This is a genomic window from Curtobacterium sp. MCSS17_015 (assembly GCF_003234265.2).
GTDB lineage: Bacteria > Actinomycetota > Actinomycetes > Actinomycetales > Microbacteriaceae > Curtobacterium.
Genome location: NZ_CP126256.1, coordinates 2599647 through 2612102, shown reverse-complemented (window position 1 = coordinate 2612102; position 12456 = coordinate 2599647). Strand labels below are relative to the sequence as shown.

The following is a 12456-nucleotide window of genomic DNA, read 5'->3' as shown; positions in this document are numbered from 1 at the left end:
AGCGGTCGGAGCTTCACCCGAAGCCTGAGCCGGCCGCTTCACCACATCCACATGCAATCGAAGGAGTCGGACATGGAAACCATGACTTCCGCCACGGGCAGGCACCGCGGCTTCATCACGACGGCCCGCGAGGCCGAGGACCTCGAGCACCTGCGTTTCGTGCTCACCGGTCTGGCGACGCCGGGTGCTGGACGGCACAAGGCGGCCGCCTGATGTCGGCTCACGCGAGACTCTCTGACCCGTCCGAGTCGTCGGCTGCGTTTGATGCAGCGCAGGCCCGCATCGTCCTCGAAGCAGTGACCTGGTTGTACACGCTTGGTCCGGCGTCGGATGAGGCGATCGTGGACCGGTACCTGGACCACATGGACGCGCATCCGTCGTGGCCGGTCTGTGCAGCTGAGTCGGTCCGGAAGCGTTGTTCTGATGCGCGTGCTCGTGACCGTCGTATCCGGAAGGTCGGCACCACGGTGTCGTGGTACGGGAAAACGGTCGGCGTGTACGGGTTCTGCGAGGCGATCTGATGCCTGGTTTTGAACGTCACGCGAACACGGGCGACATGTTCAGCCGTGTGTTCCCTGGTGAGTCGTACGAGCTCACGTTCGAACCGACTGTTGAGCAGACCGCCGCCCTGGTTGCGCTTGCTGACAGTCGGGGTTGCGCGGACCTGCTGCCGATGCTCCTCGGGTTCGAGGTGACCGCATGAAGCGTCTCGACGCGCTCGCTCTTGTCGCCGCTGCGTGGGTTGTTGGCCTGCTCATGTGCGGCCTACTCATCACCGTTGTTTTCGGGATTGGAACAGCATCATGACCGCACGAATTGTCCTCCCGTTCTCCCGGCAGCCCTACTCGATGGGCGAGAAGGAAATCACTGCCTCCTGTGACGCCGACCACGCAGGTCCGGAGCTGGCTAGCCGCGGGACCGGCCAGCTGTGGTCGCGTGTCGCTGAGGGCCGGAAGCAGGTGTGGTCATGACCCCGGAGCAGATGCGTGCGCTGCTGTCTCGCGCCGACGATTACGCCACGCCGCACCAGTACCAGCCAAAGAACGAGCCGGTGTATGTCCTGGTCCGCGACTTGGCTGCCGCTCTCCGTACCGCCGCCGACCAACTCGAAGCGGTGCGAGCGCTTCATTTCGCATTCACGAGGACCGGTGAACGCCTACCGGAATGCGCGTCGTGCGGATCGTTGTGGCCCTGCGACACGTACGAACTACTCACCGCCGACACCGCACCCCAGGAGGACCGTGATGAGTGAGCAACTCGTTTGCGACGCATGCCGGATGAAGATTCCTACCCCTACGCACGCGCTGGCGCATGTGATCGTGCACGGCCCTGGTCACGAAGCAGTCGTTCGCGACCTCGACGATCAGGGGGTGGCCCGGTGACTGACCCGGTGGACACGGACGCGCTGCGGGATGCCAGCAGGCGGCTTGCTGGCGTTCATGTGCGAGGCAACAATCTTGCTGTCATCCGAGCACGGGGTGAGTTGGACGCTGCCGCTGACGAGGTGGGCCGGCTGCGGGCGGACCTCACTGAGTCGAAGGCCGAGCGCGCGCACTTCAAGGCTGCCCGCGACTCCCTGATCGATGACGTCAACAGGCTGCGCGCCGTGATCGAGAACGCACCGCACCGCGAAAAGTGCAGGCCGCACATCGCCTGCACCTGCTGGAAGGCGGACGCGTCATGAGAGCCCCACTCCTCCTCCTCACGTTCGCAGCAGCCGTGTTCATCACGCAACTGTTCCTCCCCGCTGCCGTCAACGGGGCCACACTCCTCGCCGCTGTTTGCGTGTTGTGGGGCATCACCACCATCTGCATCCGACACGACGAACGAAAGGCACGACGATGACGCCTGACGGTAACCACCGATGCCGCAGCGGGTACCTGAGTTGTGATTGCGACTCGGCCCGTTGCTCCTGTTCGCTGGGCCGGGACCACACGCATCTGCAGTGGACGCAAGCCGGGCGACCGGCGGGGCACATTTGAATGAGACCCCACGGCCCCCTCTGCGGCTGCCCCGTCTGCTGGACGCTCACCGACCTCGACGACGACTACGTGGGCAAGCAGATCGCCCGCGCCGCTGAGTGGGTCGACGTCCCCGACCGCGACTAACCACCGCACCCCATCCACGCCCCACTGAGGGCGTCAACCATCATGCCCAGGAGGCAGCACATGCCAACCGAAATCCACGAGTACATCTGCGACAGATGCGGGGTGCCGTACAGCTCGTACAGCGCCGCCGAAGACTGCGAAGACAGCCACCTCGGAGACGGACGATGAGCCCGCGCATCATCCTCGACATGCCGGAACGCGACTACCACGCACACCCGGCGCTGTCCTCCACCGGCGCACGACGCCTCCTCGAATCACCCGCCAGGTTCGACTACTGGCGCACCCACCAGCAGGCCGGCAAGCAATCGTTCGATGTCGGCACCGCTGTCCACACGAAGGTGCTCGGCATCGGCGCTGGGACGGTCGCCTACCCGGATGAGCACGTCACGGCATCCGGAGCGGTGTCCACGAAGGCGACGACTATCGCATGGGCTGAGGAGCAGCGTGCCATCGGGCTCACTCCGGTCGCACCAGCACAGGCTGCACGCATCGACGGGATGGCTGAGGCGGTCCTCGCGCACCCCGTAGCCGGACCGTTGTTCGAACGCGGCGGGCACCCCGAGACGTCCGTGTTCACCACGGACGAGGACACCGGCGTCGACATGCGGGCACGGTTCGACTACCTCGCCCTCGATGAGAACCCCGTCGCGGTGGACCTCAAGACCACCGCGAAGTGCGCATCCGTGGATGGCTTCACCCGCACCGTCGCCGACTACGGATACGACGTGCAGCAGGCCCACTACATGCGCACCCTCGACCTCGGCAACTGGTCGATGCCGTTCTACTTCGTCGTCGTCGAATCCGAAGCGCCCCACCTCGTCGGCGTACACACGCTCGACATCGAATGGGCACGCATGGGAGAAGCACGGGTGCAACGGGCACTCGAGCTCTACGCCGAATGCACCGCATCCGACATCTGGCCCGGCTACCCCACGGAGCCGCAACTCATCAGCCCACCCAACTGGCTCGTCAACCAACACGAGGACGAGTACGGGCCCCTCCACGGAATCGAGTTCTGACGATGGACATCACTCAGGCCCTCGCGCCCAACAGCGACCAACTCGACGCTGTTGAACTCGTCGAGCCACGCACGTTCACGATCGACGCCGGGTCTCGTCTCGGCCGACGTGACGGCAAGATCGTGGCTGAGATTCAGCTTGTCGAGCTTGATCGTGTTTGGCGTCCCAGTAAGGGGATGCTTGACGTCCTCGCCGCGTGCTGGGGAACGAAGGGCACCGAATGGGTGGGCCGCCGGGTGACTGTCTACAACGACCCAGAAGTCATGTTCGGCAAGGAGAAGCGCGGCGGGGTCCGCATCAGTCACCTCTCGCACATCGACGGCCCCCGCGATGTGACGATCAGAGCGTCCGGGGCTGGCCGTAAGCAGCTGTGGCATGTCGAACCGCTGCCCACAGCAGCAGCACAGCCCGACTGGCTGTCCGAGCTCGCAATCGCCGGCAATGACCCCGCCGCACTTAACGCGCTCGGACACGCAGCGAAGAACGCAGGCGCAGGGGAAGACGTACTCGGGCAGATCCGGGCAGCACTCAACGCGGCAAAGGAGCAGAACGCATGACCGTCACGATCACCGGGTGGCCGCTCATCGTCATCGGCATCATCGCGGCCGCCTACGCGCTCATCGGTCTGGTCTGGTGCGTCGTGTGGTTGCTCATCCAAACCGATCGCCTGTTCGACCCGGAACGGTACGAACGATTCCGCACACTTCGAAACGCACTGAAAGGGAAGATGCGATGACCGCCCCCACCCCGGAGCAGACAGCAAGCATCACATACTGCCGCGGACACGGCTGGCAGCTACTCGCCGGAGTTGAACTGCCCCTGGATGAGATTCGCGAGTGCGGCTCCTGCAAAGTGGTCCAGCGATGACCCCGGAGCAGATGCGCGTGCTGGCGGAACGACTGTCGCAGATGGCTGAATCGCAAGCAATGGACTTCGACGCGCCGCACGTAGCAATGACGCTCAATGAGTCCGCCGCCACTCTCCGTTCCGTTGCGGACCAACTCGAAGCGGTGCAGCGGTGGAACCATCGGGACGGCTATCACCTGGCAAACCGGGAGCTCGACGCCATCCTCACCACCGACACCGCACCCCAGGAGCCGAGCATGCTCGACGCGAAACTCGACGCACTCGGATTGCGGACTCGGATGAGCCTGCTCGTCCGGACTCTCTGCCGTTCCCACATGCAAAGGCCGACAAGATGCTCGCACCCCAGGAGGGCCGTGATGAGTGAGCAGGTGACGGCCGAACTGCTCAGCCGCATCAAGCAGGCCATCTACGCAACCACGGTGTCCCGCGCGATCGTCATGCCCGAATGGCCCGAGTGTCACCGCAAAAACTGTCAGCACCGGCACCCGACACCAGACAGCGCCTTTGCGTCAATGCTTGCCCGAGTCAGCGAAACCGTCGAGATGGAGCTGCTGTACCGAACCGTGACCGACCCCGATGTAGGAGACGACGACAGCAGCGCAACGCGCGGCTACGGGAACGGCTATACGGGAGTTGGAGGACAGCGGTGAAGCTTGAGGCTCCCTACGGGACCGTCTACGACTGCCCGAACTGTGGACAAAGCGGCTACTACAAGCCGCCGTACAACACGCTCAGCGAGTGCATGTCCTGCCGGTGGAAGCGAGAACACGGGAAGGCGGACGCGTCATGACGCTATCGACCGCAGTGCTCCTGCTGATGTTCATGTGGTCAACGTGGAGCCGTCTCGATCGACTCGAAAGCTCCACGCACCTGACCCCCGGAAAGGCGAACGCATCATGACCGAGAACAAGCCCGGCCTACTGCTCGACGTCCTCATCGTGCTGCCACGTCTCAACAGTGGTGCATTGCGAAAAATAGCCGACGATTGCGAAAAGCTAATCGCCGGACGCATGGAAGACGGGATACCCGAATGATCGACAAAGGAGAAGCGCGAATGAAGACGCAGTACCGAGACGGGGCGCTGGCACAGGCCGGCGATCTCGTCACGTCACGATGGTCATCCTCTGGCGCGATCTGGCGCGTTGTAGACCTCTACGTAGACAAGCACGAGCGTCCCTGCGCAAATCTGCGATCGACGATGAGCAACCGCATCGACACCCGCCGACTGCGGGACCTGCGGGTGGTGATACCCGATGCGATGGACGCTTGACCTCCCCTACGAGCGGCCACCGCTCAACGCAAACCAACGCCTGCACTGGGCGAAGAAAGCGGCTCTGACCAAACAGGTCAGAGCCGCTTCGTTCTACGCCGCGAAGAACGCCGGCATCCCCATCTGCGACCGGGTGCGCGTCACCGTCACCTGGTTCGTCCGCACAACGACACGTCGCGATGCCGACAACGTCGTACCCACGCTCAAAGCGTTGTGCGACGGACTCGTTGACGCCGGCGTAGTCGACGACGACACCCCGACCTGGATGGAGAAGGTCATGCCCGTCATCACCTACCGGCCAGGACAACCCGCATCCATGCAACTGCTCATCGAGGTGATCCCATGACCCCGCGTCTCCGTCCCGGCACGTGGCTGCGTCGCATCACCGACCGTTGGGGACTCGCATGAAGCGTCCACGCCTACTCGACCTGTTCTGCTGCGCCGGCGGTGCAGGGAAGGGCTACCACCGCGCCGGGTTCGACGTCGTCGGTGTGGACATCGCACCGCAACCCAACTACCCGTTCGAGTTCCACCAAGGCGACGCACTCGAGTACCTCGCAGAGCATGGACACGAGTTCGACGTGATCCATGCGAGTCCGCCGTGCCAGGCGTACAGCATCAGCGCGAACGCGCACGACGTGCAGCACCCCGACCTGCTGGAACCGACCAGGACTGCACTCGTCGCGTCAGGCAAGCCGTACGTCATCGAGAACGTCGAAGGTGCACCGTTACGGCAAGCGCTGACACTCTGCGGCACGGAGTTCGGTCTACGAGCCCGCGACGTGGACGGGCATCCCCTCGCGCTCAAAAGACACCGTTTGTTCGAGTCGAACGATTGGCTCATGGGTGCCGGCGGATGCATTCACGACGGCACAACCTGGGCGGGAGTTTACGGGGGCAGTAGGCACCGAAAGCCCGAGCATCGTGACAACCCGGACCGCCGCGGTGGGTACGTCCCAGCCCGATCAGTGCGAGCCGAACTGCTCGACATCGATTGGATGAACGACCACGAGATGGCTCAGTCGATTCCGCCTGCCTACACCGAACACATCGGCCGGCAGCTGCTGGCCCACATCACGGGGCAGGAGGCCGCCGCATGAGCAGCGTCGAACCCGGCGACTGGATGGTCAGCAAAACGAACCCGGCCGCGTTCCTCGAAGTGCTCGACGTGTGGACAGAAGCCGGCGAGGAGCAGGTGAAGGTCCGTATCGGCAAGCAGGAACGGCACTGCTCGAAGCGGTCACCTGCTCGCCACGTGGGTGCATCTCGAAGGAAACGGCTAATTCCACAGGCAATGTGAATAAGTCGGGTCGCTCTCCACATGGTTATCCACAGGACAAACTGCGGAAACGCACTTGTGTTCGGTAGAATTAGAACAGCCCCGGGAAGTGCGCCAACACAAACCCGGGGCCTAACCCGAACACCTAGACAAAGGAACGAGCTATGCCAATAGTAGCGGAAACGGACAGCAGACAGCAGATCGCAATCGACCACCTCAAGCTGTGCCGATCACAGCTCACCGAGGCGAAGCGACTGCGAACCATGTACGTCGAACTGGCACGTCAGTACGGCCTCAGCAACCAGGCCATCGGTGACGCACTCGGCATCACCGAGGCAGGTGTGCGTCGCATCTTGTCGGACAGCTGATGCCGAGGGACAGAGCAAACCTCCGCATCGACATCTGGGGCGACCAAGACTGGCGCGAACTCTCGTTGGGCGCACAGTGGCTCTACGAGTACCTGCTCACCTCACCAAAGCTGCTCTACGTGGGAGTCGCCGACTGGCGACCAGCGCGCATCTCCAAGCTCGTGGCCGGCGTCACCGCAGCAGACGTCGAACGATTCGGTGCAGAGCTCGAAGCCGCCCGCTTTGTCGTCACGGATGTCGATTCAGACGAGATTCAGATTCGATCCTTCCTCCGCCACGACGGCATCCTGCAGAACCCGAACATGTGGAAGTCGATTGGCCTCGACTTCACGGCAGTGTCGTCCAAGACGCTCATGGCATCCGTGGCTCACGAGGTGCGGAGGCTCCGCGACGAGAACCCGGATGGGTTCAAGCGGGCGAAGGACGAGAAGGGGCCGCCAATCAATCCGTGGCAGTCCCCGCACTTGCGCACGTTGCTTGACAGCCCCTCTGACACCCCCATCAAGACCCCCTACGAGACCCCCTCTACTACCGGGTCGGACAGGGGGTCTCCCACAACTACAGCTACATCTACAACTACGGAAGCTTCGCTTCCTAGCGGCGATGGGCGGATCAAGGAGACAAGATTGCCGAAGGACTGGGCACCCACCGCCAGCCACATCGAGCTCGCCAAGAGCCGCAACGTGAACGTCGTCGCAGAGGCAGACAACTTCCGCCTCCACGCCGAAACACACGACCGGCACGCAGCCCGATGGAACGCAGCGTTCACCACCTGGCTCAAGAAAGCCAAGCCATCCGCGGCAGCATCTCCTGCCTACGACTGGATGAACCCGTGACGGGCACGCAAGCGGAACGGAACCTGCTCGGCGCGATCATCCGTGATACACGGCAAGCCGGCCGCGTGCACGGACTTGTGTCCTCCACGGACTTCTCCGACGCACGTCTCGGTGTCGTGTTCGATGCCGTGCAAGACCGCATCAGCCGCAACGAACCAGTAGACGCAGCGATCGTCGACGGTGCACTCGCAGGCTGGGGTGTCCGCGGACTCGACACGGAAGTGTGGACATGGGCCGACCCCGACGTCCTCGCCTACGCAGCACCCGAGTACGCGACCGCGGTTCGTGCCGACTCGGTTCGGCGGGAGTCACGGAACGTCGCCAACACGATGCACGAAGAGCTTGCAGCCGGCGCACCACCCATGGACGCCGCCACCGCAGCGCTCAACCGACTGCAGGTACTCGTCGACGGGCACAGCACCGGACTGCTGCAGACGAAGACGCTGGCGGAGATCCTGGCCGGGTCAGACGCATACGACTGGGTCATCCCCGACCTGCTCGAGCGGAAGGACCGGCTGATCGTCACCGGTCCGGAAGGTTCCGGGAAGACCACGTTCGTCCGTCAGCTGGCGGTTCTGGCAGCAGCGGGCGTGCACCCGACGTCGTTCGATCGCATCGCTCCGGTGAAGGTGGTTGTGGTGGATGCCGAGAACACGGAACGTCAATGGCGGCGGGCGGTCCGCTGGATGACCCAACGCGCACGAGACATGGGAACAGTCGACCCGTCGTTGGCGGTCAACATCGTCGCCGGGAACCGCATCGACATCACTCGCGGCTCGCACCTGTCCGAGATTCACCGGCTGATCGACCGTCACAAGCCGGACGTGTTGTTCATCGGGCCGCTGTACAAGCTCGTTCCCAAAGCGATCAACAACGACGACGACGCAGCACCACTCATCGTCGGACTCGACAGCCTCCGCGAACGGGACATCGCACTTGTCATGGAAGCGCACGCCGGCAAGTCAGCATCCGCGCTCGGTGAACGCGATCTGCGCCCACGTGGGTCAGCTGCACTGCTCGGTTGGCCCGAGTTCGGCTTCGGGCTCCGACCCGACCCGGACATGCCTGGCTACGTCGACGTCGCCCGATGGCGCGGGGACCGGGACGAACGGAAGTGGCCGAAGAAGATGCAACGTGGCGACACGTGGCCCTGGGAACCGGTGATCACATGAGCGACCTGAAGCACGACTACCGCGGCCGGTTCAAGGGCACCCCTGGTATTCGAATCGACGGCCATGCGTTGAAGCGTTACCACGACGGCGGCACATTCCGCGCTGAGTGCAAGTGCGGTGAGCAGTCCATCGCAGTGCTGCCGTCTCGAGCGCGGAGGCACGAATGGCAGCGGTACCACCTGCAGAAGCTGCTTCGTAACCGTCCTAGCGAGCGTTCGTCAGCACGCAAAGTGGCGAGTGATGCGCAGATCAGTCTGAGGCAACTCGATCACTGGACACGGCTTGGTTACCTCAATGCGCCGACCACAGGATCCGGTTCGCCCCGGTATTGGTCCGGGGATGAACGGTTCGTCGCCATCGAAATGGGGCGGCTTATCCGATCCGGGTTCACCGTCGAGGCGGCCCACACCATCGCACGCCGGCACGTCGAAGAGCCGTCACCGGAAGACCGGTACGAGCTCGACGTCGGCATCGAAGTGCGCTTCACCAACTGAGAGACAGGAACAGCAAATGGCTCAGATCACGTACACCGGTTTCGTCGAGGACTGGACGCAGAACAACCCGCAGCACCCCGAGTGGGGCATGAAGACCGCGGAACCACATCGCAAGAAGGACGGTGAGCAGTGGGTGACGACGGCGCGCACGTTCCGGACGGTGAAGGGCGGGTACGAGAACGACCAGCCCGTCCGCATCGACTTCACGCAGTTCCGGAAGGGCGACCGAGTGAAGGTGACCGGCACTGAAGTCACTGAGGTGCGGGAGTCGAACGGGAAGAAGTACTACGACCTGGTGTGCAAGGCGACCAGCGTCGAAGTCATCCCGGCGCAGGGGGGCGCTCAGCAGCCGCAGAGCAATCCCGCGCCCTCCTGGGACTCCGCACCCACCTCGAAGCCGCACACAGGCACACAGGGTGATGCGTGGGCGAGCAGCGGCTACACCGACGAAACCCCGTTCTGATGACCGAGCGGGCGCAGAACGCCATCCACGCCGAACGACTCACCAGGAGGACCACGTGACCGCCCCGCAGCACCCCATCCCGACCGCCAAGGGACGCGCCTACGTCGCCTGGCGCGACGCCCCCGACCGTGACCACGAAGAGGACGACGAGCCGATCGTCGCGTTCTCCGCCGGCTGGGAGGCGCGAGACTCCATCAGTGCGGTCACTTCCGTCAGTGACGTCACTGACGTCACTGACGGAAGTGACAGCACTGAGCCGTCCCTCGAGGCGGTCCTCACCGCCTGGTACACGGACGAGGCCCGCGGAACACACCTCGACATCAACGACCTGCCCTCGCTCGTCAACCGGATCGAGGCGCACTACGCGTCCATGCAGCCGCCGACGCGCGAGCAGATCGCGGCCGAAGCACTGCGAGATGCCGCCGCCGCTCTGAGCCGCCCTCGCGGAGCACCATACGAGGTGTGGGCGTCTGGTGCAGGGGCGTGGCTTCGGGAGCGCGCAGATGCCCTGCTCTCGCAGCAGACCCCGCCGCCCGCGACACCGGAGGAGGGCGACCGTGGGTGAGCGCAAGCCGATCGAACCAGGCTGCAACTTCTCAGTCACCTGCGAGGTGCCCGGTCATGTCACAGCGAAGCGATCGTCGGCGGGTGGCGTCCGTTGGTCGCACGCGAAGCCGACACCGGGGCAACGTGCGACCCGGCGAGAGCAGTGGGCGCAGGAGCGCGCGGAAGCCGACCACGCCACAAACGCTGCAGTCCGTGCCGCCTACGCCGAGTTCCAGTCCACCCACGACCTGCACGAGCTCGCCCGGGCGGTCGGGAACATCCTCGGAGCAGCCGATGAATGAGCGCACTCTGCATGCAGTCGGCGCAGCCGAGCGCGCCCCTTTGTCCCGGGACGAGATGCAGCAGCGCGGCAACGAACTCGTCAAGGAAGCGCAGCGAGCGGCTATGCAGGCGATCAGCGACTCGATGATTGACGACTTCATTGGCGGCAAGCCAGTGACCGTGCCAATGCTTCGTCGCTGGCGTGACCGAGCACGTAGGGCTGCGGCTGCATGGCAAAAGGTTGACCGGCTCACGAGTGAGCTGACTGACGAACTCGACCTGGCGCTTCAAGCCCAGCGTGCTCGGCGCATCAAGGAGACGTCCGATGAATGACAACTGCCCCACATGCGGCGACACCTGCGGCATGCGCGAATTCCAGGAGGACACAGGTGACTGACGCCGACCTCATCCGCAAAGCAATGCTTGACCAGGCGTCAGGCATCGACGGGCTAGAACCGGTTGGTTCTAGCCCGTCTTCCATATGGCGATACCCGTACTGGCCGGCACACGACGTCGGCTACGAGGAGGACGAATGAACGTGATCGAAAGTGAGCGACTGTGATTGACGAGCTCATGAGCCGCGTCGAGCAGCGTGCCTTTGCGGGGCACGAGAATGTCGTGGGACTCGGCGCTTGCACCGAGTTTCAAGGGGGCCATGCGCGTGGTTACGCGAAGATCTGGGCCACTCTCGTCGGCCCCACCCTCGATGGTCGCCTCAAGCGCGTGCACCTAAGCGTGCATCGCGTCGTCTACGAGGCGGCTAACGGCCGCATCCCCGAAGGCATGGTCATCGATCACGTCTGCGCAAATCGTGGGTGCATCCGTTTAGAGCATCTGAGGTTGGTCACTCAGAAGCAGAACCTTGAGCACCGGACGGGCGCGACGGCATTAAGCAAGACCGGCGTCAGGGGCGTCGTTTGGCGGCCTGAGCGCGGGCGGTTTTATGCCAGCGCACAGCACCACGGCAAGCACTACTCGGCGGGCTACTTCGAGTCAATGTCAGATGCCGAAGACGCTGTGCGTGCCCTCCGGGCAAAAATGTTCACCCACGACAACAGCACACAAGAAGGGCCGCTCTCATGACTCACCTACGTTTGCTCGATGCCGTCGACGCTCTCACAAAGCCCAGCGTGGAGAACGTCAAGCAGACCACCGACGACGGCACCTACCTTCGCACCGTCCCCGTCGAACACCCGCCGTTGTTGCAACAGTTGGCGGATGCTGTGGTGCCGTCCGCCGGCAACGACGGCGGATCCAAGTCAGCGTCCGCACGGGAACGGAACATCGTCGACTCCGAAGCGCTCTGGGAGCTCACGAAGATCCAGACCGAACTCCGCGACTGGATGCGACATGACCTGCCCGCGTTCGACCGCAACGACCTACCCGCATCACTCCGACGCTGGTACGTCGCCTACCTCGCCACCAACGACGAACTCACCGACTGGCACGTCCGCGAACTCCGCCGGTGGGAACGCATCATCCTCAACAAGCTCGACCGCACCCGAAAGCAATGGGACACCGGCAAGCTCTGCCCAATCTGCAAGCAAGCCAGATGGGTAGACGAGCACGGAGACAGCCAGCCCGCCAGACTCATCGGCTCCTACCGATGCGACGAAGACGGGCGCATCTCTGAGGAGCGCATCATCTGCCAACGATGCCGGGAGAGCTGGGACAACCTCGACGCCATGAAAGAACTTGGCGAAGAACTGACGCAGCAGCCTAGCGCAACAATGGCAGAACCGGTAAGGTGAG

24 protein-coding genes are annotated in these 12456 nt (G+C 63.8%); all 24 read left to right on the top strand.

Going from position 1 to position 12456, the window contains the following annotated elements:
* Nucleotides 1–72 precede the first annotated feature (72 nt).
* The 24 genes from DEJ18_RS12475 (at nt 73) to DEJ18_RS12360 (ending at nt 12455) form a co-directional block, all read left to right on the top strand.
* Nucleotides 73–213, top strand: coding sequence for a hypothetical protein (locus DEJ18_RS12475; RefSeq protein WP_181434195.1), 141 nt, complete (start codon nt 73–75; stop codon nt 211–213).
* 754 nt (nt 214–967) lie between these two features.
* A complete protein-coding gene (locus DEJ18_RS12470; RefSeq protein WP_146241562.1) occupies nt 968–1252 on the top strand; it encodes a hypothetical protein in 285 nt (94 codons plus the stop codon).
* A gap of 126 nt (nt 1253–1378) precedes the next feature.
* The gene (locus DEJ18_RS12465) at nt 1379–1684 is read left to right on the top strand and encodes a hypothetical protein (protein WP_146241563.1); all 306 of its coding nucleotides are present in this window, start codon (nt 1379–1381) and stop codon (nt 1682–1684) included.
* Complete coding sequence (locus DEJ18_RS12460; protein ID WP_181434196.1) at nt 1681–1845, top strand: hypothetical protein; 165 nt, start codon at nt 1681–1683, stop codon at nt 1843–1845. Before DEJ18_RS12465 ends, DEJ18_RS12460 begins: the two co-directional genes overlap by 4 nt.
* 137 nt (nt 1846–1982) lie before the next feature.
* Nucleotides 1983–2108 carry a hypothetical protein gene (locus DEJ18_RS12455; protein WP_258376932.1) on the top strand — a complete coding sequence of 42 codons (126 nt, stop codon included), beginning with the start codon at nt 1983–1985 and terminating at the stop codon, nt 2106–2108.
* Between the two features lie 164 nt (nt 2109–2272).
* Complete coding sequence (locus DEJ18_RS12450; protein WP_181434197.1) at nt 2273–3127, top strand: PD-(D/E)XK nuclease-like domain-containing protein; 855 nt, start codon at nt 2273–2275, stop codon at nt 3125–3127.
* Between the two features lie 2 nt (nt 3128–3129).
* A complete protein-coding gene (locus tag DEJ18_RS12445) occupies nt 3130–3684 on the top strand; it encodes a hypothetical protein (protein WP_111210593.1) in 555 nt (184 codons plus the stop codon).
* The gene (locus DEJ18_RS12440) at nt 3681–3863 is read left to right on the top strand and encodes a hypothetical protein (RefSeq protein ID WP_111210594.1); all 183 of its coding nucleotides are present in this window, start codon (nt 3681–3683) and stop codon (nt 3861–3863) included. The genes DEJ18_RS12445 and DEJ18_RS12440 overlap by 4 nt, the downstream gene beginning before the upstream one ends.
* Nucleotides 3864–3990: 127 nt before the next feature.
* Nucleotides 3991–4644, top strand: coding sequence for a hypothetical protein (locus DEJ18_RS12435; RefSeq protein ID WP_111210595.1), 654 nt, complete (start codon nt 3991–3993; stop codon nt 4642–4644).
* A 246-nt stretch (nt 4645–4890) separates the two neighbouring features.
* Nucleotides 4891–5028 (top strand): hypothetical protein, encoded by a 138-nt coding sequence (locus DEJ18_RS12430; RefSeq protein ID WP_181434198.1) that lies wholly within the window; start codon nt 4891–4893, stop codon nt 5026–5028.
* Between the two features lie 20 nt (nt 5029–5048).
* Entirely contained in the window at nt 5049–5264 is a 216-nt protein-coding gene (locus DEJ18_RS12425; protein ID WP_146241565.1) for a hypothetical protein, read from the top strand.
* Entirely contained in the window at nt 5248–5610 is a 363-nt protein-coding gene (locus DEJ18_RS12420) for a RusA family crossover junction endodeoxyribonuclease (RefSeq protein ID WP_111210596.1), read from the top strand. The genes DEJ18_RS12425 and DEJ18_RS12420 overlap by 17 nt, the downstream gene beginning before the upstream one ends.
* Before the next feature lie 58 nt (nt 5611–5668).
* The gene (locus DEJ18_RS12415; protein WP_111210597.1) at nt 5669–6364 is read left to right on the top strand and encodes a DNA cytosine methyltransferase; all 696 of its coding nucleotides are present in this window, start codon (nt 5669–5671) and stop codon (nt 6362–6364) included.
* Nucleotides 6361–6564 (top strand): hypothetical protein, encoded by a 204-nt coding sequence (locus DEJ18_RS12410; RefSeq protein WP_146241566.1) that lies wholly within the window; start codon nt 6361–6363, stop codon nt 6562–6564. The genes DEJ18_RS12415 and DEJ18_RS12410 overlap by 4 nt, the downstream gene beginning before the upstream one ends.
* Before the next feature lie 143 nt (nt 6565–6707).
* Entirely contained in the window at nt 6708–6911 is a 204-nt protein-coding gene (locus DEJ18_RS12405) for a hypothetical protein (RefSeq protein ID WP_146241567.1), read from the top strand.
* On the top strand, nt 6911–7747 hold the full coding sequence (locus tag DEJ18_RS12400) for a hypothetical protein (RefSeq protein ID WP_146241568.1): 837 nt from the start codon (nt 6911–6913) through the stop codon (nt 7745–7747). The genes DEJ18_RS12405 and DEJ18_RS12400 overlap by 1 nt, the downstream gene beginning before the upstream one ends.
* Nucleotides 7663–8919 (top strand): AAA family ATPase, encoded by a 1257-nt coding sequence (locus DEJ18_RS12395; protein WP_111210598.1) that lies wholly within the window; start codon nt 7663–7665, stop codon nt 8917–8919. Before DEJ18_RS12400 ends, DEJ18_RS12395 begins: the two co-directional genes overlap by 85 nt.
* Nucleotides 8916–9413, top strand: a complete 498-nt coding sequence (locus tag DEJ18_RS12390) for a MerR family transcriptional regulator (RefSeq protein WP_146241569.1) — start codon at nt 8916–8918, stop codon at nt 9411–9413. Before DEJ18_RS12395 ends, DEJ18_RS12390 begins: the two co-directional genes overlap by 4 nt.
* A 16-nt stretch (nt 9414–9429) precedes the next feature.
* Complete coding sequence (locus DEJ18_RS12385) at nt 9430–9876, top strand: hypothetical protein (RefSeq protein WP_111210599.1); 447 nt, start codon at nt 9430–9432, stop codon at nt 9874–9876.
* Between the two features lie 55 nt (nt 9877–9931).
* The gene (locus tag DEJ18_RS12380) at nt 9932–10441 is read left to right on the top strand and encodes a hypothetical protein (RefSeq protein ID WP_111210600.1); all 510 of its coding nucleotides are present in this window, start codon (nt 9932–9934) and stop codon (nt 10439–10441) included.
* The gene (locus DEJ18_RS12375; protein WP_111210601.1) at nt 10434–10724 is read left to right on the top strand and encodes a hypothetical protein; all 291 of its coding nucleotides are present in this window, start codon (nt 10434–10436) and stop codon (nt 10722–10724) included. Before DEJ18_RS12380 ends, DEJ18_RS12375 begins: the two co-directional genes overlap by 8 nt.
* Entirely contained in the window at nt 10717–11037 is a 321-nt protein-coding gene (locus tag DEJ18_RS12370) for a hypothetical protein (RefSeq protein WP_146241570.1), read from the top strand. Before DEJ18_RS12375 ends, DEJ18_RS12370 begins: the two co-directional genes overlap by 8 nt.
* Nucleotides 11038–11262: 225 nt before the next feature.
* Complete coding sequence (locus tag DEJ18_RS12365; protein WP_111210603.1) at nt 11263–11787, top strand: HNH endonuclease signature motif containing protein; 525 nt, start codon at nt 11263–11265, stop codon at nt 11785–11787.
* Nucleotides 11784–12455, top strand: a complete 672-nt coding sequence (locus DEJ18_RS12360; RefSeq protein ID WP_111210604.1) for a DUF7341 domain-containing protein — start codon at nt 11784–11786, stop codon at nt 12453–12455. The genes DEJ18_RS12365 and DEJ18_RS12360 overlap by 4 nt, the downstream gene beginning before the upstream one ends.
* Nucleotide 12456 lies beyond the last annotated feature (1 nt).

Bases quoted from the DNA above. Each gene is read 5' to 3' on its own strand.
- DEJ18_RS12450 (WP_181434197.1), top strand. From the start codon at position 2,273: ATGAGCCCGCGCATCATCCTCGACATGCCGGAACGCGACTACCACGCA.
- DEJ18_RS12395 (WP_111210598.1), top strand. From the start codon at position 7,663: ATGGAACGCAGCGTTCACCACCTGGCTCAAGAAAGCCAAGCCATCCGC.
- DEJ18_RS12370 (WP_146241570.1), top strand. From the start codon at position 10,717: ATGAATGAGCGCACTCTGCATGCAGTCGGCGCAGCCGAGCGCGCCCCT.
- DEJ18_RS12400 (WP_146241568.1), top strand. From the start codon at position 6,911: ATGCCGAGGGACAGAGCAAACCTCCGCATCGACATCTGGGGCGACCAA.
- DEJ18_RS12425 (WP_146241565.1), top strand. From the start codon at position 5,049: ATGAAGACGCAGTACCGAGACGGGGCGCTGGCACAGGCCGGCGATCTC.
- DEJ18_RS12385 (WP_111210599.1), top strand. From the start codon at position 9,430: ATGGCTCAGATCACGTACACCGGTTTCGTCGAGGACTGGACGCAGAAC.
- DEJ18_RS12445 (WP_111210593.1), top strand. From the start codon at position 3,130: ATGGACATCACTCAGGCCCTCGCGCCCAACAGCGACCAACTCGACGCT.
- DEJ18_RS12430 (WP_181434198.1), top strand. From the start codon at position 4,891: ATGACCGAGAACAAGCCCGGCCTACTGCTCGACGTCCTCATCGTGCTG.
- DEJ18_RS12405 (WP_146241567.1), top strand. From the start codon at position 6,708: ATGCCAATAGTAGCGGAAACGGACAGCAGACAGCAGATCGCAATCGAC.
- DEJ18_RS12440 (WP_111210594.1), top strand. From the start codon at position 3,681: ATGACCGTCACGATCACCGGGTGGCCGCTCATCGTCATCGGCATCATC.
- DEJ18_RS12415 (WP_111210597.1), top strand. From the start codon at position 5,669: ATGAAGCGTCCACGCCTACTCGACCTGTTCTGCTGCGCCGGCGGTGCA.
- DEJ18_RS12435 (WP_111210595.1), top strand. From the start codon at position 3,991: ATGACCCCGGAGCAGATGCGCGTGCTGGCGGAACGACTGTCGCAGATG.
- DEJ18_RS12390 (WP_146241569.1), top strand. From the start codon at position 8,916: ATGAGCGACCTGAAGCACGACTACCGCGGCCGGTTCAAGGGCACCCCT.
- DEJ18_RS12460 (WP_181434196.1), top strand. From the start codon at position 1,681: ATGAGAGCCCCACTCCTCCTCCTCACGTTCGCAGCAGCCGTGTTCATC.
- DEJ18_RS12410 (WP_146241566.1), top strand. From the start codon at position 6,361: ATGAGCAGCGTCGAACCCGGCGACTGGATGGTCAGCAAAACGAACCCG.
- DEJ18_RS12470 (WP_146241562.1), top strand. From the start codon at position 968: ATGACCCCGGAGCAGATGCGTGCGCTGCTGTCTCGCGCCGACGATTAC.
- DEJ18_RS12475 (WP_181434195.1), top strand. From the start codon at position 73: ATGGAAACCATGACTTCCGCCACGGGCAGGCACCGCGGCTTCATCACG.
- DEJ18_RS12455 (WP_258376932.1), top strand. From the start codon at position 1,983: ATGAGACCCCACGGCCCCCTCTGCGGCTGCCCCGTCTGCTGGACGCTC.
- DEJ18_RS12420 (WP_111210596.1), top strand. From the start codon at position 5,248: ATGCGATGGACGCTTGACCTCCCCTACGAGCGGCCACCGCTCAACGCA.
- DEJ18_RS12360 (WP_111210604.1), top strand. From the start codon at position 11,784: ATGACTCACCTACGTTTGCTCGATGCCGTCGACGCTCTCACAAAGCCC.